Annotated in this window: 18 protein-coding genes; 9 read left to right on the forward strand and 9 right to left on the reverse strand. The window is 66.3% G+C overall.

Annotated elements, in window-relative coordinates; genetic code table 11:
- Positions 1–57: 57 nt before the first annotated feature.
- The 5 genes from NDB2M1_RS14620 to hpnI are packed head-to-tail and all read right to left on the reverse strand — an operon-like array spanning position 58 to position 5398.
- Positions 58–1032 (reverse strand): lysylphosphatidylglycerol synthase domain-containing protein, encoded by a 975-nt coding sequence (locus NDB2M1_RS14620; protein WP_072383417.1) that lies wholly within the window; start codon positions 1030–1032, stop codon positions 58–60.
- Positions 1029–1934 (reverse strand): ferritin-like domain-containing protein, encoded by a 906-nt coding sequence (locus NDB2M1_RS14625; protein WP_253185895.1) that lies wholly within the window; start codon positions 1932–1934, stop codon positions 1029–1031. The genes NDB2M1_RS14620 and NDB2M1_RS14625 overlap by 4 nt, the downstream gene beginning before the upstream one ends.
- A 12-nt stretch (positions 1935–1946) precedes the next feature.
- Positions 1947–2783 carry a hopanoid biosynthesis-associated protein HpnK gene (hpnK, locus tag NDB2M1_RS14630; RefSeq protein WP_072383418.1) on the reverse strand — a complete coding sequence of 279 codons (837 nt, stop codon included), beginning with the start codon at positions 2781–2783 and terminating at the stop codon, positions 1947–1949.
- A 9-nt stretch (positions 2784–2792) separates the two neighbouring features.
- On the reverse strand, positions 2793–4238 hold the full coding sequence (gene hpnJ, locus NDB2M1_RS14635; protein WP_072383419.1) for a hopanoid biosynthesis associated radical SAM protein HpnJ: 1446 nt from the start codon (positions 4236–4238) through the stop codon (positions 2793–2795).
- Positions 4235–5398 (reverse strand): bacteriohopanetetrol glucosamine biosynthesis glycosyltransferase HpnI, encoded by a 1164-nt coding sequence (gene hpnI / locus NDB2M1_RS14640; RefSeq protein WP_072383421.1) that lies wholly within the window; start codon positions 5396–5398, stop codon positions 4235–4237. The genes hpnJ and hpnI overlap by 4 nt, the downstream gene beginning before the upstream one ends.
- A 142-nt stretch (positions 5399–5540) precedes the next feature.
- Here hpnI and hpnA point away from each other — a divergent pair, with 142 nt between their 5' ends.
- From hpnA to NDB2M1_RS14675, 7 genes are read left to right on the forward strand one after another with little or no spacing between them, the layout of a single operon-like run.
- Entirely contained in the window at positions 5541–6545 is a 1005-nt protein-coding gene (gene hpnA, locus NDB2M1_RS14645; protein ID WP_072383423.1) for a hopanoid-associated sugar epimerase, read from the forward strand.
- A complete protein-coding gene (locus NDB2M1_RS14650) occupies positions 6542–7687 on the forward strand; it encodes a glycosyltransferase (RefSeq protein ID WP_072383425.1) in 1146 nt (381 codons plus the stop codon). Before hpnA ends, NDB2M1_RS14650 begins: the two co-directional genes overlap by 4 nt.
- Complete coding sequence (gene hpnC / locus NDB2M1_RS14655) at positions 7687–8508, forward strand: squalene synthase HpnC (RefSeq protein ID WP_072383427.1); 822 nt, start codon at positions 7687–7689, stop codon at positions 8506–8508. The genes NDB2M1_RS14650 and hpnC overlap by 1 nt, the downstream gene beginning before the upstream one ends.
- Positions 8505–9332, forward strand: a complete 828-nt coding sequence (gene hpnD, locus NDB2M1_RS14660; protein WP_072383429.1) for a presqualene diphosphate synthase HpnD — start codon at positions 8505–8507, stop codon at positions 9330–9332. The genes hpnC and hpnD overlap by 4 nt, the downstream gene beginning before the upstream one ends.
- 15 nt (positions 9333–9347) lie before the next feature.
- Entirely contained in the window at positions 9348–10595 is a 1248-nt protein-coding gene (hpnE, locus tag NDB2M1_RS14665; protein WP_072383430.1) for a hydroxysqualene dehydroxylase HpnE, read from the forward strand.
- Positions 10596–10605: 10 nt separating this feature from the next.
- The gene (gene shc, locus NDB2M1_RS14670; protein WP_072383432.1) at positions 10606–12549 is read left to right on the forward strand and encodes a squalene--hopene cyclase; all 1944 of its coding nucleotides are present in this window, start codon (positions 10606–10608) and stop codon (positions 12547–12549) included.
- A complete protein-coding gene (locus NDB2M1_RS14675; RefSeq protein WP_253185896.1) occupies positions 12546–13214 on the forward strand; it encodes a phosphorylase family protein in 669 nt (222 codons plus the stop codon). Before shc ends, NDB2M1_RS14675 begins: the two co-directional genes overlap by 4 nt.
- Here the strand turns inward: NDB2M1_RS14675 and hpnH are convergent.
- Positions 13137–14282, reverse strand: coding sequence for an adenosyl-hopene transferase HpnH (gene hpnH / locus NDB2M1_RS14680; RefSeq protein ID WP_072383434.1), 1146 nt, complete (start codon positions 14280–14282; stop codon positions 13137–13139). The two genes, NDB2M1_RS14675 and hpnH, sit on opposite strands and share 78 nt — an antisense overlap.
- A gap of 8 nt (positions 14283–14290) precedes the next feature.
- On the reverse strand, positions 14291–15295 hold the full coding sequence (gene ispH / locus NDB2M1_RS14685) for a 4-hydroxy-3-methylbut-2-enyl diphosphate reductase (protein WP_072383435.1): 1005 nt from the start codon (positions 15293–15295) through the stop codon (positions 14291–14293).
- A 360-nt stretch (positions 15296–15655) separates the two neighbouring features.
- On the opposite strand from ispH, the gene NDB2M1_RS14690 reads away from it, so the two are divergent.
- Together NDB2M1_RS14690 and NDB2M1_RS14695 are read left to right on the forward strand one after the other, a co-directional pair.
- Entirely contained in the window at positions 15656–16261 is a 606-nt protein-coding gene (locus tag NDB2M1_RS14690) for an ABC transporter substrate-binding protein (protein WP_072383436.1), read from the forward strand.
- A complete protein-coding gene (locus NDB2M1_RS14695; RefSeq protein ID WP_072383438.1) occupies positions 16262–17197 on the forward strand; it encodes an MlaA family lipoprotein in 936 nt (311 codons plus the stop codon).
- On the opposite strand, the gene NDB2M1_RS14700 is transcribed toward NDB2M1_RS14695, so the two are convergent.
- Both NDB2M1_RS14700 and NDB2M1_RS14705 read right to left on the reverse strand, forming a co-directional pair.
- On the reverse strand, positions 17194–19827 hold the full coding sequence (locus NDB2M1_RS14700) for an MMPL family transporter (RefSeq protein ID WP_253185897.1): 2634 nt from the start codon (positions 19825–19827) through the stop codon (positions 17194–17196). The genes NDB2M1_RS14695 and NDB2M1_RS14700 overlap by 4 nt on opposite strands.
- Complete coding sequence (locus NDB2M1_RS14705) at positions 19824–20288, reverse strand: DUF2141 domain-containing protein (protein ID WP_231624922.1); 465 nt, start codon at positions 20286–20288, stop codon at positions 19824–19826. The genes NDB2M1_RS14700 and NDB2M1_RS14705 overlap by 4 nt, the downstream gene beginning before the upstream one ends.
- Positions 20289–20414 lie beyond the last annotated feature (126 nt).

Genomic DNA, 20414 nt, shown 5'->3' on the forward strand with positions numbered 1-20414 from the left:
GCCTGAAGCACACGGCCGGTCCGGGGTTTGCGCCCCGCGCCGGTCGTTTGCCGGCCGCTAGCGTCCGGCCATGAGTCCGCGCGATTCGTTGATCTGCCAGACCAGCAGCGCGAGCGCGCCGATCACCAGATCGCGCGCGCGCTTGGCCAGCGAGAGCGCGAGCGCTGCTTCTGGCGCCAGCCCGAACAGCGGCGCGACGAGCACATAGGCGGCCTCTTGCACACCGATGGCGCCGGGAATGACAAAGGCCATGCTGCGCAGGGCAAATATGACGCCTTCGAGCGACAGCACTTTCCACAGCGCGATATCGCTGCCCATCAGCTCAAGCACGAACCACGCGCTGACACCGCTGGCAGTCCAGGCAGCGAGATTGAACAGGAAGGCGGCTATAACTCGGCCGCGCTGCGCGTAGATGCGCGTCAGTTCGGCTTGTACCTCGCCGAGCACGGTCGTCTCTGGCAGGAACTTCGCGGCGATCCGGACGGCGAGCGCGAGCACCACCTTCTGCATCCGCATGAACAGGAAGATGCAGCCCACCATTACCGCCGTGCCGCCGATGATCGCCGGACGCAGCCCCGCCGCGCTTGCTCCCATCAGCAATGGCGCCATCGCGAGCAGGCTGAACAGGGTGTAGACAAGCTGGCTCGCCATCTCGGTGGTGAGGTCGACCACGAACGAGGCGTAGACGCGCGGGGGCGCCACCCCGGCGCGGGTCAGCGTGCGCACGCCGAGGTAGATGCCGCCCAGTTCGGAGAAGGGGAGCAGGTTCGAGACCGCATCGCGCACCAGCCGGGCCCATGCGAACAGGAGGACCGGCGGCTCCGGTTCGCCGGGCGCGGCAGCATGCCACGCGCCGCCGAGGAGCCACGAGGTGACCAGCGACCACGCGCAGATTGCGAGGAAACCGCCGAGGCCCATATGCCGCGCTGTCGCGGCGATGTCGGACAGGCCGACATCGCCGATCGTCCAGATCGCGATGGCGAGGCCCAGCACTGTGGCAGCAAGGATGCCGACCCGGCTCCAGAAATTCAGCGGCTCGCTCCTGCCTTGGGCGCCTTGAAGAACCGCAGCACGAAACGCATCACGCCGGGCACGAGGCGAGGGCGAATAAGGCGCTGGTCATAAATGGCGAGCCGCCGGTCGTTTTCGGCAAGGCAGATCCGCGCCAGCTCGGGGAAGCTCACTTCGACGCCGAGTTCCTTCGAACCGTTGAGCGTGAAGTTGTTGTCCTGCGCGCGGGTGTTGTTGCCCATGCCCTTGGCCATGTCGATCCGCTCCCAGACGAGGGCAAACCAAACCGCGATCACCTTGGCCTCGAACCACGGCCGCCGCCACCACGGCATGTTGCGGCGCCACCACGCGACCCAGTTCACGAAGAACAGGATGTGCCGCCCTTCCTCGCGCATCACGGGCTCAAACGTGTCGACAAGTTCGGGCGGGAAGAAACCGGAATCCTTGGCAATCTTGAACAGGCCGAAGCCGAAGAAGCTGTCGATGCATTCGGAATAGCCGGTGCGCATGAACGCGAATTCGGGATCGCGCGGGCGCAGGTAGGCCGGCTCCTCCTCGAGCACGATGCCATAGGCCTGTACCATGTCGGCCAGCACCAGCTTGTGCCGCGCTTCCTCGAAAGCGTTCATCTCGGTCGCCGCCTTGAGCAGCGGCTGGCGGATCAGTTCGGCAAAAGTCTTCACGTTCATCGACGCGCGGCCTTCGGTCGCGACGGCAATGTCCCAGATGGGCAGCGAGGTGATCTTGGCCTGCGTCTCTGCATCGAGCTTGGGCCATTCGATGAGGGCGGGCCGGTAGGGGTCGTGGCTGTCGAGCAGCATCCGGCTGAGGACCATCAGGTGTTCGCTGCTCCCGAGCCGGAAGCGGCCCTGCGGCAGCGGTGCCGCGCTGTCATAGTCGCCCCAGGTGCGTGCCATGGTCATGAGCATGTCCTGTCAAAAGTCCGTGAACCGCCCGCACGCAATGCCATTGCGCGTGATCGCGGCTTTGGCAAGAGGGTCGATCAGCGCGGCCAGTTCCTCGGCATAGAGGTAGCCCGGCGCGCTCCCGGGGTAGGGGCCTTGCGCCGGATGGGCGTAGATTTCGGTCAGGCCGGGTGGCAACCGGTCGAGCAAGGGCCGCAGTTTGGTCGAGGTCAGGGCGCCCGACCATACGAGGCCAAAGACCTGATCCGGTACCGTCACGCCGGCCCTGCGCAGGCGGCGGCGCAGGACTTTTGCCCAGACATGTTCGATCCCTACCCTGCGCGGTTTGCCGTCGATGGCAGAAATGACCTTGGGCGGCTCGATCGGCGCGCGCATCGCGGTCATGCCGTGGCGCTTGCCGGCGCGCAGGATCGCAGAGGCGATGGTAGGATGCAGGTGGAAGTGCTTGTGCGCGTTGACGTGATCGAGCTTGAGGCCTGTCGCTGCGAAGGCCGCAAACTGCGCGTCGATCTCCGCCGCCAGCTGCCGCCGTGCGGAGGGTGAGGCGAAGATGGTAAGCGCGGTGCGGACCATGTCCGTGCGGAACTGGCCGCTCGCGTCTACCAGCGCGGGGATCTGCTCCGGCGGCAGTATCGGTCGGCCTTCGACCAGCACGAGGTGCAGCCCGACGCCAAGGGCAGGCAGCCGACGCGCGCGTTCCACCGCATCGCTCGCCGCATCACCTGCCACCATCAGGCTGGCGGCGGTCAGAATGCCATCGCGGTGCGCGTGCTCGACCGCGGCGTTGACTTCGGGTGAGGCGCCGAAGTCATCCGCAGTGACGATAAGCCTTCGGGCCGTGCCCATGGCCAAAGATCAGGCAGCTTCCTTGCGGCGGCGCAGGAAATCGAAGAACTCCACGCCCTCGCGCAGGCGGCGCTTCATCATGTCCCAGTCGCGGATCATCTCGCCGACGATGGCGCCGATCTTGCGTGGGCGGAAGTAGAAGCGCTTGTAGAACTCCTCCACCTTGTCGAAGATCACCTTCGACGAGAGGTGCGGATAGGACAGCTGCGCGATCTGGTTGCCGCCGTCGGTCAGCAGGTGGTCGCTGCCGTCGAACCAGCCGTTCTCGGTCGCTTGCTTGTAGAGGAAGGTGCCGGGATAGGGCGCGGCGAGGCTTACCTGGATCGTGTGCGGATTGAGCTCGATCGCATAGCGGATGGTCTCCTCGATCGTCTCCAGTGTCTCGCCGGGCAGACCGAGGATGAAAGTGCCGTGGATGGTCAGGCCAAGGCTGTGCGCATCCTTGGTGAACTGGCGCGCGACTTTGGTCAGCAGGCCCTTCTTGATGTTGTGCAGGATCTGCTGGTTGCCGCTTTCATAGCCGACGAGCAGCACGCGGCAGCCGCCTTCCTTCATGGCTTTCAGCACCATGTAGGGCACATTGGCCTTGGCGTTGCAGCCCCAGGTAACGGGGAAGCCGGGCTTGCCGAAGCCGAGCTTGGCAAGCTCACCCGAAAGTTCGACGACGAAATCGTGTGCATCGGCCAGCGTGTCGTCGTCGAAGAAGATCTCCTTCACTTCAGGCATCTCGCGCAGGATGTACTGCACTTCCTCGATCACTTTGGGCACGCTGCGGTGGCGATAGCGGTGGCCCGAGATCGTCTGCGGCCAGAGGCAGAAGGTGCAGCGGCTCTTGCAGCCGCGCCCGGTGTAGAACGAGATATAGGGGTGGCGCTGGTAGCCGCCGTAGTACTTGGAAAGATCGAGATCGCGCTTGTAGATGGGCGAAACCATCGGCAGCACGTCCATGTCCTCGATCTGCGCGCGGTCCTTGTTGCGCACGAAGCTGCCGTCCGCATCGCGCCAGGTGATGCCGTCTACTTCGCGCAAGGGGCGCCCCTCGGCGATCTCGACGATGGTGAAGTCGTATTCCTCGCGCGCGACGAAATCGATGTGGGGCGAGGCGGCGAGGCTCTTGTCCGGCTCGACCGCGACCTTGGCGCCGACGAATCCGATCATGATCTTCGGGTTGCGCTCCTTGATCAGCGCGGCGGTGCGGATGTCCTGACCAAAGCTCGGCGTCGAGGTGTGGAGGATGACGAGATCGCGCTCGTCGAACTCGTGCGCGATATCTTCCCATGAAAGGTCATGCGCCGGGGCATCGATCAGCTTCGAGCCTTCGACCATCGCGGCGGGCTGGGCGATCCACGTGGGATACCAGAAGGATTTGACCTCGCGCTTCATCTGATAGCGCGCGCCGGCACCACCATCAAAACCGTCGAAAGACGGCGCCTGGAGGAAGAGCGTGCGCATCATGACCTTGTATTCTCCACCGGGCGGATGATCTGCCCTTCATGTTCCATTCTAAGCCTTGTTCCGCGCCAATCAACAACGCGAACGAAATAGCTTGCCACAAACACGGCCAAACTGAGTCCGTCCCGGACCGGTAGCAGCCAAAAGGGGGCAGTGCTGGTGCCCGCATGGCGGTCCACCACCCGCTTGGTGTACAGGCGCGCAGCGGAGGCTGCTGCCACCACGTAAAGGCCGGGCAGGGGGTGAACCAGGCTGCCCAGCATGGCCAGCGCCAGCGGGAAGCCGATCACAGACCCCGCATAGCCGCCCGGTTGCAAAGCCCGGATCGTCGCTGCCCAGCGCAGTTCCTGCCGCCAGACCTGCGCGAGGCTGGTTTCCGCCGAGGCATGCGCGAGCAGGACCGGAGGAATGGCTATGCCGAGGCCATGCGCCCGCACCGCCGCGCCTATGGCATGGTCGTCCGCCAGCACATCGGCAAAGGCCTCGAACCCGCCGATGGCCTCCAGCGTCGAACGGCGCAGCGCGATGGTCGAACCCATGCACGGCTCGGCAAGGCCCATGACCTTGCCGAAGACGAGGCCGACCAGGAACTGGTAGCTCGGCCCCGCCGCCGCCAGCCGCGACCAGAACCCGGCATCGCCGCGCCCGTGATAGAGGCAAGTCACCGCCCCGATGCCGGGCCGATCGAGCGCGGCGAGCACTTGCGCCAGATAGCTGGGCTCCACCGCCATGTCGCTGTCGCTCAGCACCACGATGTCGTGCTCGGCGCGGGCCATCATGTTGATGAGGTTGCCGATCTTGACGTTCGCGCCGTGGCGGGTCGAATCGATCACGAGGTCGATCCGCGCAGTGGGATGGCGGGCTTGCATTGCGCGCACCGTCTCGGCGGCCGGATCGTCTTCGCGCTGAACCCCGCAGACCATCTGCACCGGCCCTTGGTGCGTCTGGCGGAGAAAGCTTGCGAGATTGGCTTCCAGCTGTGGCTCGGCCCCGTAGAGCGGCTTCAGCAGGGTAACCGCCTCGGAGCGCGCGGCGGCAGGCCGTTCTCTCCGCAGAAACCGCGCAAGAGCCCACGTCGCGATCGCCCAATAGAGCGTGCCGATCGCGGCAAGTGCCAGTACGAGCCAGCCGATCAGAGACAGGAGAAGGGCGCCTGCGGTCATCGCGCGACGTCCTAGCCCTGATCGCGGTTCAGGCAAAACATTTGCACAAAACCTGCGATCCGGATGCCAATACCCTTGCCACCGAAGCATGGCCGGTCAATCAAGCGGCCAAGGTGCCAATGAGAAGGGAATACGAGCGCTGATGGACGAATCGCGGGGTCTCACGCTCGTGACCGGCGTGTCGGGCTTCGTCGGCTCGGCCGTTGCGCGCGAACTGGCAGCGGCCGGCTACCGCGTGCGCGGTCTCGTTCGGGCATCCAGTCCGCGCGGCAATCTCGGCGATTTTCCGGGCGATCTGGTCGAAGGCGATGCGCGCGACGAGGCCAGCGTTGCCCGCGCTCTGCAGGGGGCCCGGTTCCTCTGCCATGTCGCCGCCGACTATCGGCTCTGGGCGCCCGACCCGGAAGAGATCGTGCGCAACAACCTTGCCAGCACCGGAGCGGTGATGCGCGCGGCCTTGCAGGCGGGGGTTGAGCGCGTGGTCTATACGAGCAGCGTCGCCACGCTGAAGCCTTCGGATGACGGACCGGTCGACGAGCGTCATGCCGCCAGCCCGGAGCAGGCTGTGGGCGCCTACAAGCGCAGCAAGGTGGTCGCCGAGCGGCTGGTCGAGCAGATGGTGGCGGAGCACGGGCTGCCGGCTGTCATCGTGCTGCCGTCCACGCCCATCGGACCGCGCGATATCAAGCCTACGCCGACCGGGCGGATCATCGTCGAGGCGGCGAACGGGAAGATGCCCGCATATGTCGATTCGGGGCTCAATCTCGTCCATGTCGACGATGTGGCGGCGGGCCACCGGCTTGCGCTCGAGCAGGGCCGGGTGGGCGAGCGCTATATCCTTGGCGGACAGGATGTGATGCTGCGCGACATGCTGGTGTGCATTGCCGCCGAAATGGAACGCCGCCCGCCGCAAGTGCGCCTGCCCATCGCGCCGCTGATGCCGCTGGCGTGGCTGAATGAGGCCTGGTCGCGCGCGACCGGCAAGACCGATCCGTTCCTCACGCTCGATTCGCTGCGCATGTCGCGCCACCGGATGTTCTTCCGTTCCGACAAGGCGCAGAGCGAGCTGGGCTACCGCGCGCGGCCATGGGGCGATGCGGTGCGCGATGCGATAGGCTGGTTCCGGCAGGCGGGCACGATCCGATGATCCCCATCGCGCTCGGCACGCTTTCGCTGGCGATCTGGCTAGTCCTCCTCTTGGGGCGCGACATGTTCTGGCTGGCGCGCGAGCGGGACACGCGGGGCATGCCCGCCGAGCCGAAGATCTGGCCGGAGGTTGTCGCGGTCGTTCCGGCGCGTGACGAGGCGGACGTGATCGCCCGCTCGGTCGGGAGCCTGCTGACCCAGGACTATCCCGGCGCCTTCCGCGTCATCCTTGTCGATGACCAGAGCAGCGACGGCACCGCCGCTATTGCCCGGGCGCTCGGTTCGGACCGGCTCGAAGTACTGAACGGTGCACCGTTGGCGCGCGGGTGGACCGGCAAGCTCTGGGCCGTCTCGCAAGGCGTCGCGCGGGCGGGGGAAACCCCGCGCTACCTCTGGCTGACCGACGCCGATATCGAGCACGCGCCCGATACCTTGCGCATGCTGGTCACGCGTGGCGAGGCTGGCAGCCTCTCGCTCGTCTCGCTGATGGCGCTGCTTCACTGCGAGACCCCGCCGGAGCGCATGCTGGTTCCGGCCTTCGTGTTCTTCTTCCAGATGCTTTACCCCTTCGGCGCCGTGAACCGCCCGCAAGGCCTCGGCGCGGCGGCAGGCGGCTGCATGCTGGTGCGGCGCGATTCGCTCGAGAAGGCGGGCGGCATCGCGGCTATCCGAGGAGCGCTGATTGATGATTGCACGCTGGGCGCGCTGCTCAAACGGCAGGGGCCGGTGTGGCTCGGCCTCACGTACCGCTCGCGCAGCATCCGGCCCTATCGCGGCTTTGCGCCGGTCGCGGCGATGATTTCGCGCTCGGCCTATGCGCAGCTGCGCTATTCGCCGGTGCTTCTGGCCGGGACTGTGCTCGGCATGGCGCTCGTCTACCTCGCGCCGCCTGCGCTCGGATTGTTCGGCGAGGGCCTTGCGCGCTGGCTGGGGCTCGGCGCATGGGCCATCATGGCTCTCACCTTCCAGCCCATGCTGCGCTTCTACCGGCGCTCACCGTTGTGGGGTGTCGCGCTGCCCGGCATTGCGGCTTTTTACCTAGGCTGCACCATGCTATCGGCGTGGCAGCACTTGCGCGGACGGGGCGGCATGTGGAAGGGGCGAGCCCAGGCGGCAGCAGGCCAGCAAGCGGCGGAACTGTGATGAACTCGAATACCTTAGCCTCGGGCAAGGGCGACCGCGACGAGAACTTTCCCGTCGCCAGCTTCCTCGTCAAAGCCGAGCATCGCGGGCTCATCAAGGCCTTCTACACCTTCGCGCGCGCGTCCGACGACATCGCCGATCATCCCACCGCGACGCCCGAGCAGAAGCTCGCGCTGCTGGGCGCGATGCGCGCCGGTCTGGACGGTGAAGGGGCGCCGGAAGCGAAGGCCTTGCGCGCGGCGATGGCCGAGCGAGGGATTGATCCGGTCCATGCCCACGACCTGCTCGAAGCCTTCACGCGCGACGTGACGGTGACTCGCTACCAGACCTGGGACGACCTTATCGACTACTGCCGCGTCTCGGCCATGCCGGTCGGTCGCTACGTGCTCGACGTGCACCGCGAGAGCCGGGACACCTGGCATGGAAACGATGCGCTTTGCGCGGCTTTGCAGGTAATCAACCACCTGCAAGATTGCGCCAAGGACTACCGGCAGCTCGACCGGGTCTACATTCCTTTCGAAACAGGGATCGACGTGGAAGAACTCGGTGGTGACAAGGCGAGCGCAAAGCTGCGCGGGATCATTGCTGATCTGGCCCGGCGGACGCGGGGTCTGCTGGCCCAATCCGCGCCGTTTTCGCGGATGATCCGCGATCGCCGCCTCTCGGCGGAAGTCGCGGTGATCCAGCGGCTTGCGGAAAGTCTTTGCGACCGTCTCGAACGCCGTGACCCGCTCAGTGAGCGCGTCCACCACAGCAAGGCCGAAGCGCTGTGGCTGGCGACCGGCGCGGCGCTGCCGGTACTGCTGAGGCGCGCGGCATGAGCGCGCCGGACGGCCAGACGCAGGCAAGCCGCAGCTCGTTCTATGCCGGCATGCGCGTGCTGCCCAAAGATGAGCGGCTGGCGATGTACGCGGTCTACGATTTCTGCCGTATCGTCGACGACATTGCCGACGACCAGCAGGGGGATCGCGCGGTGCGCGCGGCCGAGCTGGATGCATGGCGGGCGGATATCGACGCGCTTTACGCCGGGCGCGCTCCCGGGCGTGCGGCGTTTCTGGCAACCGCTGTCCACCGCTTCGCCCTGGAGAAGGCGGACTTCATCGCCGTGATCGACGGCATGGCGATCGACGTCGAGCGTGATGTGCGCTGGCCGACCGAAGCCGAACTCGACATCTATTGCGACCACGTTGCCTCGGCGGTGGGGCGGCTTTCGGTCAAGATTTTCGGGATGGACGAAGAGCCGGGCCTTGCGCTGGCGCATCACCTTGGCCGCGCGCTCCAATACACCAACATCCTGCGGGATATCGACGAGGATGCCGCCATCGGCCGCGTCTACATGCCTTTGGAAGCACTGCGCCATGCCGGTATCGAGCCGACCACGCCCGAGGCCATCGCCACCGATCCGCGCATGGATGCCGCCGCCCGGCGCGTCGCGGCCCGCGCGCAGCAGCACTACAAGGAAGCGGCAGCCATCCTCGCGGCCAAGCCCAAGGGCCACCTTATCGCCCCGCGGCTGATGGAAATCGCCTACTCCCGCTTGCTCCGGACCATGGAGCAGATCGGCTGGGCGCCGCCGCGCACGCGCGTGCGAACGAACAAGCTGGGGCTGCTGCTCACGGTCTTCTGGCTGCTGGCGACCCGCTGACCATGGGTGCTGACCATGGGTAGGGCGATTGTTGTCGGCGCGGGCCTTGCCGGACTGTCGGCTGCCGTGCGGCTGGTCGAGGCGGGCTTTGCGGTCGAGATCGCCGAAGCGGCGGCGCAGGCGGGCGGGCGGTGCCGGTCGTACCACGATGTCCAGCTTGGCCTTACCATCGACAATGGCAACCACCTCGTGCTGGCAGGCAATCCCGCCGTTGCACGCTTCCGTCGCACGGTCGGCGCCGATACGCCGCTCGCGGGGCCGGACCATGCCGACTTCGCGTTCGCTGACCTGGCATCGGGCGCGCGCTGGACCATCGGCATCAACGATGGGCCGCTGCCCTGGTGGGTGCTCACACCCTCCCGCCGCGTCCCCGGCAGCCGCCTCGCAGATTACCTGCCTCTCGCGAAGCTGCTCGCCAAGGCACCCGGCGCGACCCTCGGCCAACGCATCACCGCTGCAGGTCCCGTTTGGGAAAAGCTGCTGGAGCCTGTGCTGCTCGCCGTGCTCAATACGCCGCCCACAGAAGGATCGGCTGCGCTGACGGCGGCCGTCCTGCGCGAAACACTGCTGCGCGGCGGCAAGGCAACCCTGCCGCGCATCGCCGAACCGACACTGGCGGCAGCCTTCATCGATCCGGCTGCGACCTGGCTGGCACAGCGCGGGGCCCCGATCACGCTCGGCAAGCGGCTGCGCGCCATCGAGACCAAGGGCGACCGGCTGAGCGCACTGGACTGGGGCGACACTTGGCAGGAGCTGACCGACGAGACGATCGTGCTCGCGGTCCCCGCTTGGATTGCGCAGGGTTTGCTGCCGGGGATCAGTGCGCCCGATGTGCACAATTCCATCGTCAACGCCCACTTCGCGGTTGCGCTGCCCGCTGGTGCACCGCCGATGCTGGCGCTGCTCGGTGCAAAGGCGCAGTGGCTCTTCGCGTTTCCGGACCGGATTTCGGTGACCGTGTCCGCCGCCGAGGACATCGTCGGGCTCGACCGCGAGGAGCTGGCGCGCATTTTCTGGGATGAGATACAGCGCGCCTATGGCTTCAGTGCCAACTTGCCCGCGTGGCAGGTCGTGAAGGAAAAGCGGGCGACTTTCGCCGCCACCCCCGATCAGGATGCCAAACGCCCACCCGCGCAGACGCGGTGGAACAACCTTCTCCTCGCCGGCGACTGGACGCAGACGGGCCTCCCCGCAACCATCGAGGGCGCACTGCGCTCGGGTGAGACTGCTGCGGGCTTGGCTATTGCCGCACTCCGACGCTAGAAGGCGCGCCATGCTGGATACGCTCGAAGTCCCGACCCGCCTTGATCTCACGACCGTCGACGCCGCGGTCGACCGCGCCGCCAGTGCTCTCACCAAGGCGCAGCGCCCCGATGGCCACTGGGTGTTCGAACTCGAGGCCGACTGCACGATCCCGGCGGAATACGTGCTGCTGCGCCATTATCTCGGCGAGCCGGACGATCTCGAACTCGAAGCCAAGATCGGGCGCTACCTGCGCCGCATTCAATCGGCTAAGCATCACGGCTGGAGTCTGTTCCACGACGGCGGCTTCGATGTGAGCGCCAGCGTGAAGGCCTATTTCGCGCTCAAGATGATCGGCGATCCCGTCGATGCGCCGCACATGGTCCGTGCGCGCGAAGCCATCCTCAAGGCTGGCGGGGCCGAGGCAGTCAACGTCTTCACCCGCATCCAGCTGGCGCTCTTCGCTGCCGGGCCGTGGTCCGAAGTGCCGACGATGCCGCCCGAACTGATCCTGCTGCCGCGCTGGTTCCCGATCCACCTCTCGCGCATGTCGTACTGGGCGCGAACGGTCGTCGTGCCGCTGCTGGTGCTGTGCGCGCTGAGACCCTGTGCGCGCAACCCGCGCGGGATCAAGGTGGACGAGCTCTACAGCGGGCAGAAGCCGCGCCGCCTGTCGCAGGCGGAAGATCCCAAGTGGGTCTGGACAACCGGCTTCAACGCACTCGACCGCGTGCTCAAGGCGGGTGATGGCCTGTGGCCCAAGGGGCTGCGCAAGAAGGCGATCGATACTTGCGTGAGCTGGGTTGTCGAACGGCTCAATGGCGAGGACGGGCTCGGCGCAATCTATCCGGCGATGGCCAACAGCGTGATGATGTTCGATCTGCTCGGCTATCCGGAAGATCATCCGCACCGCGCGATTGCGAGGAAGTCGGTCGAGAACCTCCTCGTGATCCACGAGGACGAGGCCTATTGTCAGCCCTGCGTCTCGCCGGTGTGGGATACTGCGCTTGCCTCACATGCCATGATGGAAGCAGGCGGCGAGGCCAACGTGGCGCGCGCGCAGGCCGGGCTCGATTGGCTGAAGCCGCTGCAGGTGCTCGATGTCGAGGGCGACTGGATCGACCAGCGCCCCGGCGTGCGGCCCGGCGGCTGGGCCTTCCAGTACAACAACGCGCACTATCCCGATCTCGATGACACGGCGGTCGTCGTCATGGCGATGGACCGTGCGCAAGTCGCGGACCGCATGCCGATCGAGCGCGGCTTGGAATGGACCGTCGGGCTGCAATCGAAGAACGGCGGCTGGGGCGCGTTCGATGCCGACAACACGGCGGACTACCTCAACAACCTGCCCTTCGCCGATCACGGCGCCCTGCTCGATCCGCCGACGGCAGACGTTTCCGCGCGCTGCGTCTCGATGCTGGCTCAGCTGGGCGAGCCGCTCGACAGCCCGCGCATGGCGGCGGCCATCGAGTATCTGCGGCGCGAGCAGGAGCCCGAAGGCAGCTGGTTCGGCCGCTGGGGCGTGAACTATATCTACGGCACGTGGTCGGTGCTTTGCGCGCTGAATGCCGCGGGCCTGCCGCCGGAAGATCCGACCGTGGCCAAGGCCGTTGCATGGCTCAAGTCCATCCAGAACCCGGACGGTGGCTGGGGCGAGGATTGCGAGAGCTATGCACTGGATCGCAAGGGCCACACGCCGGCACCCTCGACCGCCTCGCAGACCGCATGGGCGCTGCTGGGCCTGATGGCGGCGGGTGAAGCGGATGCGCCCGAAGTCGAACGCGGGGTGGCGTGGCTCGCCGCCAACCAGGAAGCCGACGGGCTGTGGGGGCAGGAGCACTATACCGGCGGCGGCTTCCCGCGCGTGTTCTACCTGCGCTACCATGGCTATCCCAAATACTTCCCGCTCTGGGCGATGGCGCGCTACCGCAACCTCAAGCGCTCGAACGACCGCCGCGTTTCGGTCGGGATGTGAGCGCGCGGATCATTGCCGTCTGCGGTCTCCAGAGCGAGGCCAAGGCCATCCGGGGCGGATATCCGGGCATCGAGGTGCTGGCGGGTGGCGGCGATAGTGCGCGGCTTGAGCGCGAACTGGCGGGGCTGCTGGGGGCTGGCTCGGCGCTGGTCCTTTCGACTGGTCTCGGTGGCGGTCTTGATCCTTCGCTGCCAGTCGGTGCGGTCGTGATCGATGGCGATGCAGCCTTGGTGGAAGCGCTCATTGCCGCGCTTCCCACGGCAATCCGAGCACTAGTGTCCGGTCAGGATTCCATAGCAGCCGGCATCGAGGGCAAGGCCGAATTGCGCAAAGCGACCGGCGCAGCTGTCGTCGATATGGAGAGCCATATCGCGGCCCGCGTTGCCCAGCGCCACGGTGCCTCCTTCGCTGCCATCCGGGTGATCTCGGACAGTGCTCACGAAGCATTGCCGCCCGCCGCACTCGTCGGCATGCGGCCGGATGGCGGGATCGCGCTGGGCGCAGTGCTTTTCTCTCTGGCCCGCCAGCCCGCCCAGCTGCCGGCGCTCATCCGCACCGGACGCCACGCGGGCCTTGCGCACAAGGTTCTACGCGACGTTTACGACGCGCTTGGCCGCAGCGGGGTTTTCCTTGGCGATCTTGGCCAGTTCGCGCTCGAGGTGTGACGAATAGACGTCCTCGGCGGGGCGCGCCTTCGAAAGGTCGACGTCCGGCGCCATCGGGCCTTCGGTGCGCACGCCCTTGCGGCCGATCTGGAACATCTTGAGCGGATTGCGGATCGCGTCCGTCGCGGCTGTGCCTTCGAAGCCGCAGTGCGTCATGCAGTTCGAGCACTTCTCGTACTTGCCAACGCCGAACTGCTCCCAATCGGTGCCTTCCATCAGTTCCTTGAAGGTCGAGACATAGCCTTCGCCGATCAAATAGCAGGGCTTCTGCCAGCCGAACACGGTGCGCAGCGGCATCGACCACGGCGTGCATTCGTAGGTCTGGTTGCCGGCGAGGAAATCGAGGAACAGCGGCGAATTGGTGAAAGTCCAGGCCTTGCCGCCCTTGCCGCGCTTGAACACGTCGCGGAAGAACTGCTTGGTGCGCTCGCGGTTGAGGAAGTGCTCCTGGTCCGCCGCACGCTCATAGGCATAACCGGGCGAGATGGTGATCTCGACGCCGCGCTTTTCCATCTCGTCGAAGAACTTCGCGAGGCGTTCCGGGTCTGCGCCGTCGAACACGGTGCAATTGACCTGCACGCGGAAACCCTTGGACTTGGCGAGCTCGATCGCCTCGATCGCCACTTCGTAGGTGCCTTCCTGATCGACCGCGTGGTCGTGCATCTGCTTGTCACCATCGAGGTGGATCGACCAGGTGAAGAAGGGCGAGGGCGCGTAATCGTCGATCTTCTTCTTCAGCAGCAGCGCGTTGGTGCACAGGATCACCAGCTTCTTGCGCTCAATATAGCCCTTGACGATGCGCGGCATGTCGCGGTGGAGCAGCGGCTCGCCGCCCGCGATGGAAACCGCAGGCGCGCCGCATTCCTCGATCGCTTCCATGCACTGCTCGAAGCTCAGGCGCTGGTTGAGGATCGCGTCGGGGTAGTCGATCTTGCCGCAGCCGGGGCAGGCGAGATTGCAGCGCAGCAGCGGCTCCAGCATCAGCACGAGCGGATACTTGCCGCCCTTGATGTGCTGGGTGAGCGTGTAGGCGCCGATACGGGCAAGCTGGGAAAGCGGAAGTGTCATCGGGTATCCTATTCGGCTGCCACGCGCAGGGTGCGAGCATTGGCAGCAGGGGCAGGTCGGCGCAAGATGGCCGGAAGGCTGAATTCGATGTTCTCGTTGACCCCGTCCAATTGCGTGATCGAGACCTGTCGCAAGGCGCGCAGGCGCCGGATCACGCTATCGACAAGGGCATCGGGCGCCGAGGCGCCGGCGGTAATGCCGACCGAATCGACACCGCCCAGCCAAGCGGGATCGATATCGTCCCCGCTGTCGACGAGATAGCTGCGAATGCCCATCTCGGCGCCGATTTCGCGCAGCCGGCTGGAATTCGAGCTGTTGCGCGAGCCGACGACGATCAGCACGTCACTCACTTCGGCGAGCTTGCGCACGGCCGTCTGGCGGTTCTGCGTGGCATAGCAGATGTCATCGATATCCGGCCCCACGACATCGCTGAAGCGGGCATGCAGCGCGGCAATCACCCCGCGCGTATCGTCCACGCTCAGCGTGGTTTGGGTGATGTAGGCCAGCGGCGTCGCCGGATCGAGCGGCAGGGCCGCGACGTCGTCAGGGGTCGAAACCAGCAGGACCGGCGCATCGATCTGGCCGATGGTGCCGACCACTTCGGCGTGGCCTGCGTGACCGATCAGCACGATCCGGCGACCGGTCTTGGCATAGCGGCGGCCCTGGATATGGACTTTGGTGACCAGCGGGCAAGTCGCATCGATCACCGGAAGCTGCCGCCGCTCTGCCTCATCCTCGACCGAGCGGGCGACGCCATGCGCGCTGAGCACGGTGGTGGCCCCATCCGGCACATCGGACAGCTCGTCGACAAACACCGCACCCTTGTCGCGCAGTTGATCGACCACGAAGCGGTTATGCACGATTTCATGGCGCACGTAGACAGGAGCGCCGAAGCGATCGATCGCCCGCTCGACAATATCGATCGCGCGCGTCACCCCGGCGCAGAAACCGCGCGGATTGGCAAGAAAGACACGAAGCGGCTGCAGCGAACCCGGACGTGAAACTTCCTGCAATGCCTCATACTCCTTGCAGCACCGGGTCAACTCTTCGCTCTATAAGCGGTTGTTCATGCTACGGGAAGTGCAGTTGACCGGCTTGGACCATTCGATGGCGGCGGCCCCTGCTGCAAGTGCGAGCCGAGTCCGCCGTTCATTCCCCGTTCGGTTCGCAGCCGCTAGTCGTTACAAACCCCGATCACGTCCGCCCCGGACTGTTTTGTTCCGCGCGGACTAGCAGGCTGGAGCTGAAAAGTGCAATCTCGACTTGTCAGAATGCTGCTGAACACGCTTTACGCTTGGCAGCATCGAGGGCGGGACGGGACAGTTTGCAGCACAGTGTCATTTCCGGTCGCTCTTACCAGAACAAGGCTTGATATGCTACGGACCCTTCTTGCGATTGCCTGCCTCACGCCCCTTGCGGCGGCTGCGCTGCCTGCGGCTGCACTGGCGCAGGCGGCCGATCCGGCGCTCTCCACGGTCGAGGAACTGGATGCCGGGCTGCTGCGCACCATGCGCACCGGCGGCACCCCGCAGGCCCGCAGCAAGGTCATCGCGCCGGTGCTGGAGCGGACTTTCGACCTTGGCTTGATGACGCGGCTTGCCGTTGGGCCGGAATGGGTGAAGCAATCGCCCGCAGACCAGCAGGCGCTTGTCGATGCGTTCAAGCGCATGACCATCGCGCAATACGCCCGCAATTTCGACAGCTTCGGCGGCGAGAGCTTCGAGGTCTCGCCCCGGGTGGAAACGCGCGGCGGCGACAAGGTCGTGCGCACCACTCTGAAGATTCCCAAGGACGCGCCGGTCGCGATCGCCTATCGCCTGCGCCAGAGCGGGGGGAGCTGGAAGATCATCGACGTGTTCTACAAGAACGCCATCAGCCAGATTGCCACACGCCGGTCGGACTTCGGCACCGTGCTCCAGAAGGGCGGCGCCAAGGCGCTGGTCGCGCGGATGAATGCCATCGCGGCGAAGGGCGAATAATTGCTGATCATTCCGGCACTGCTGGCCAGCGCTCCGGTCGCGCTGCCGCCTGAGGACCGCGCGCCGGTGGAAACATCGGCGGCGGTGGCGGTGCAGCCGGAGACGCCCGCAGCCGAAGCAAAACGCGAAACCGCACCGCCGGCACCAGCACCGGCACCGGCAAAGCGCCGTCGCCATGCGCCCGGCGATTCGCTCGAAGGCTTCAACCGCGCGATGTTCGGCACCTGGCAGGTGCTCGACAAGGCCATCTACCGGCCGGCGGCGATGGGCTACAAGCACGTCGTGCCCAAGCCGCTGCGGACCGGTATCCGCCATGTTCTGAGCAACCTCGCCGAACCGCTGGTGTTCCTGAACTTCCTCCTGCAGGGCAAGCCGCGCAGCGCTTCGCGCACGCTCGCGCGGTTCGTGCTCAACTCCACTGTCGGCGTCGGCGGCCTGATCGATGTCGCGAAGGACAAGTCGATCAATCTGCCGCATCGGAACAACGGGTTCGGCACGACTCTGGCGCTCTACGGAGTGGGTCCGGGGCCCTACATCTTCCTGCCCTTCCTGGGCCCGAGCACTTTGCGCGACCTCGTTGGAAGCTCGTCGGAAGGGCTGATCCTGCCACTGGCGGTGGGAAAGCCGTTCGACACGATCGAGTACCAGCTTTCCACAGCCGTCGTCGGCGGGCTCGATCTGCGGGCCGAGTCCGATGCCGGGCTGCGCGCACTGCTCTCCGGTGCGGTCGATCCCTATGCCACCTTGCGCTCGACATGGCTGCAGGACCGAGCGGCGGAGATCGAGGCGATCCGCCATGGCGACAAAGCCCCCGAGGCTTCGCAAGGGCAGTCCGAACTCGATGACCCACTGGCGGACCCGGCCAATCCGGGCGAGACAAAGCAGCCCGTCCCCGAACTCAGCGATCCGCTCGAAGACCCCGCCGTCACGCCCTAGGCGCGCTTGCTCCGTGCTTCCGGCGAGGGGCCGAGCAGCGCCGGTTCGAAGATCAGCGCGCAGATCAGCGTCCAGATCAGCGAGATCATCAGGATCTTGCCCATGCTGGCAGTCCCCGGATGGGTCGAAAGCCAGAGGCTGCCAAACGCGGTGCCGGTCGCAAAGGCGCTGAACATCACCGCGCGCGCGAGGCTCGATTGCAGCAGGTTCTGCGCGCCCACGCTCCACGCCATCACGAAGTAGATGTGGAACGCGACACCCACCCCGAACAGCAGCGGGAAGGCGATGATGTTGGCGAAGTTGATCGGCTGGCCGATGACGAGGCAACTGCCCAGCGTGAGAAAGATCGAGAGGATCACCGGCGCGAGCGTAAAGGCGACTTCGCGCACCGAACGCAGGACGAGGAACAGCAGTCCGCTCACCAGCACGAAGGCGATGATCCCGGCCTCGACAAAGGCGAACGCGACCGTCGAGGCGGCGGCCTGCGTCGCCACCGGCAGGCCGGAGATCGAGGGCGTGACCTTGGCCACGGCATCGCGGAAGCGGCGCAGCACGCGGTTGTCGTGCGCGTCGCCGCTGGGGAAGACCTGCAGGCGCGAAAGGCCGCTGGGCGTCTCCCAATCCTGCGCGAAGTCGGCGGGCAGGCTCTCGCGGGTGATCGGTTCGGCCTGCAAGGCGGAGCGCATCTGGTTCAACATCACGCCGAGCGGCGCGGTCAGCATGCGATCAACCGCACGGCGCTGCTCCGGCGTGGCCTTGGCGAGCCGATCCAGCGCGGCGTCCAGCTTGCGCGCGGCGGTGCCATCCGGGCCGGGATGAGCGGACAGCACGGCGGCGAGCTTGGCGCGGGTGCCTTCAGTTGCGGCAATCATGTCCGCATCGGTCGGCGCGGGGGGCACATCGAAGGGATTGAGCGTCACATCGAGCAGGAGCGAGGCGTCCTGCAGCACAGCGAGCTTGGCATCCTGATCGTCCGGAATGAACGTGCCGAGCGCAACGACGTGCGAGACTTCAGGCAGGCGCTCCAGCTTCGCCTTCAGCGCCTGCGCTTCAGCAGGCGTTTTCGCCAGCACGTCGATGGTGTTTGGCGTGCGGTCAGGGTCCTGCGTCAGGTCGCTCAGGGTGCGCATGGCGGGCGCATTTGGGTCGCGCAGATGGAGCGGGTTGAAGTCGAACTGCACCCACGGCAGCGCGGCGATGCTGAGGCCCATGGCGAGCGCGAACGACCACAGCACCCAGCGCCGCTTGCGCTCGAGCAGGCGGTCAACCGGGGCGAGCCAGGGGAAGCCCACTTCATGCCGGGGCGCGGAGGGGCCGAGCACAACGATCAGCGCCGGCAGCAGGGTCAGGCTGGCAAACAGCGCGATGATCATGCCGAGCCCGGCAATCACGCCAAGCTCGGTAATGCCGATATAGGCCGTAGGCAGGAACGCACCGAAGCCGACGAAGATCGCGCCTGCCGCGAGGGAAAGCGGCGCTCCGAGTTCGCTTGCCGCTTTCTTGAGCGCTTCCGCCGCGTCCGCACTATCAGGCCGTTCGGCGTTGAAGCGCACGCAGATCTGGATGCCAAAATCGACACCAAGGCCGACGAACAGCGGGATAAAGGCCACCGAAATGAGGTTGAAGCGACCCACCGCGAGCAGCCCGACGGCAGCGGTGACAATCAGCCCGGCGATGATCGCAACCATGATCGCGGCAACCAGCTTCACCGAACGGGTCGCCAGCCACAAGGTCAGCAGCATCGCGCCGAGCATGACCATTGCCACCGCGCCGATGTTTTCCTGAAGCGTGGCGAATTCCTCATCAGCCAGTGGCACTTCGCCTGTCAGGCGGACGCGGACGCCATGCGCCTCATCCAGCTTGAGCTCTCGTGCCGCGCGCATCACGCCGTCCGCCGCGTTCTCGCCCGCCATCAGCGCGGCGTGGTCGAGGACGGGCTGGACAAGGATCAGGCGCCGCTTGGGCACGGCCAGCCCACCACTGCCCCCACCACTGCCGTTGTCGAACAGCTCCTGCCACGAGAAGGCCGGGTTCTTCCCTGCAAGCGAACCGTCGATGGCCGTGGCCAGCGCATTCAGCGGCTTGTCGATCCGGCCCAGCGTCACTTCGCCGCGGTTCACCCCGTCGAGCATGGTCGACAGTGAACCGGCCACCCCGCGCAGCGAAGGATCGGCGGCAAGCGGTCCAAGCAGCGGCTGCGCGTCGACCATCGTCCTGGTCGCGCTGCGCACATCCTCGACCGAGCCGAACAGCAGGCCCTCGCGCGCAAGGAAATCGCCGCCGTCCGGGCGCGTCACGCGGCGGAAGGTCTTGCTATCGGCCGCAAGAGCGGCGGAGAGCCGGGCAGCGCCGTCCTCTGCGAGTTCCGGCGTCTTGCCGTCGATCACCACCAGCATCACGTCGCGCAGCTGCGGGAAGGCCTCTTCCATCCGCCGCTCCTCGACGCGCCAGGCGACATCGGGGGAGATCAGCTGTGAGGTGTCCGTGGTGATCGCCATGCGCTGCATCGCGGTGAGCAGCGCGGCGATGGTGACCAAAAGCGCGAGGGCAAGCGTCAGCCAAGGCCGCCTGAGGCTGACCGTGACCAGCGAGGCTGGCACCGTCTTGAGCAGGGAATGCGCGCTGCTCACTTGGCGGCTGGCGGTCCGCTGGGGCCGAGGAAGTAGCGCAGCTTGAAGCCGATCGACGCGTTCTGGCCGCCATGGCTGAACACCGCGCTCTTCCAGCTGGGCGGGCCGAACGAGATGCGCGCGTCGTTGGAAAAGCCAACGCCTTCCTTGGGAATGCCGAACAGCGCGCGGTCTACCTTGCTGTTGCTGTTCTCATCATGGAACGCCTGCGCGGCATATTGGCCCGGCGGCAGATCGCGCACGATCACTTGTGTCGTGCCGAGCCGGGCCGGAGCCTCGCCCGCCCACTGGCAATCGTCCTTCAGGAACTTGTCCTGCGTGCAGATGTCGACGTGGATGCGCCCCTTGGCGTTGCGGACGTTGCCGACATTGATCGTCAGCATATGCCCGGGCGCCTGCGCAAACACGGCCGCCGAGGCAGTGCATCCGATCACAAGGGCAAGGATCCAGCGCTTTCCCATCAGGCCCTTGCTTCCTGCACGCCTGCGCTGTTGTGGCGCAGGGCCTTGAGGACGGTATCGACGATTTGCGGGGCGTTGAGGCCTGCGGTGTCGTACTGCTTGTCGGGGGCGTCGTGGTCCTGGAAC

Origin of the sequence: Novosphingobium sp. NDB2Meth1, from assembly GCF_900117425.1 — a bacterium.
In the GTDB taxonomy this organism is placed as follows: Bacteria; Pseudomonadota; Alphaproteobacteria; order Sphingomonadales; family Sphingomonadaceae; genus Novosphingobium.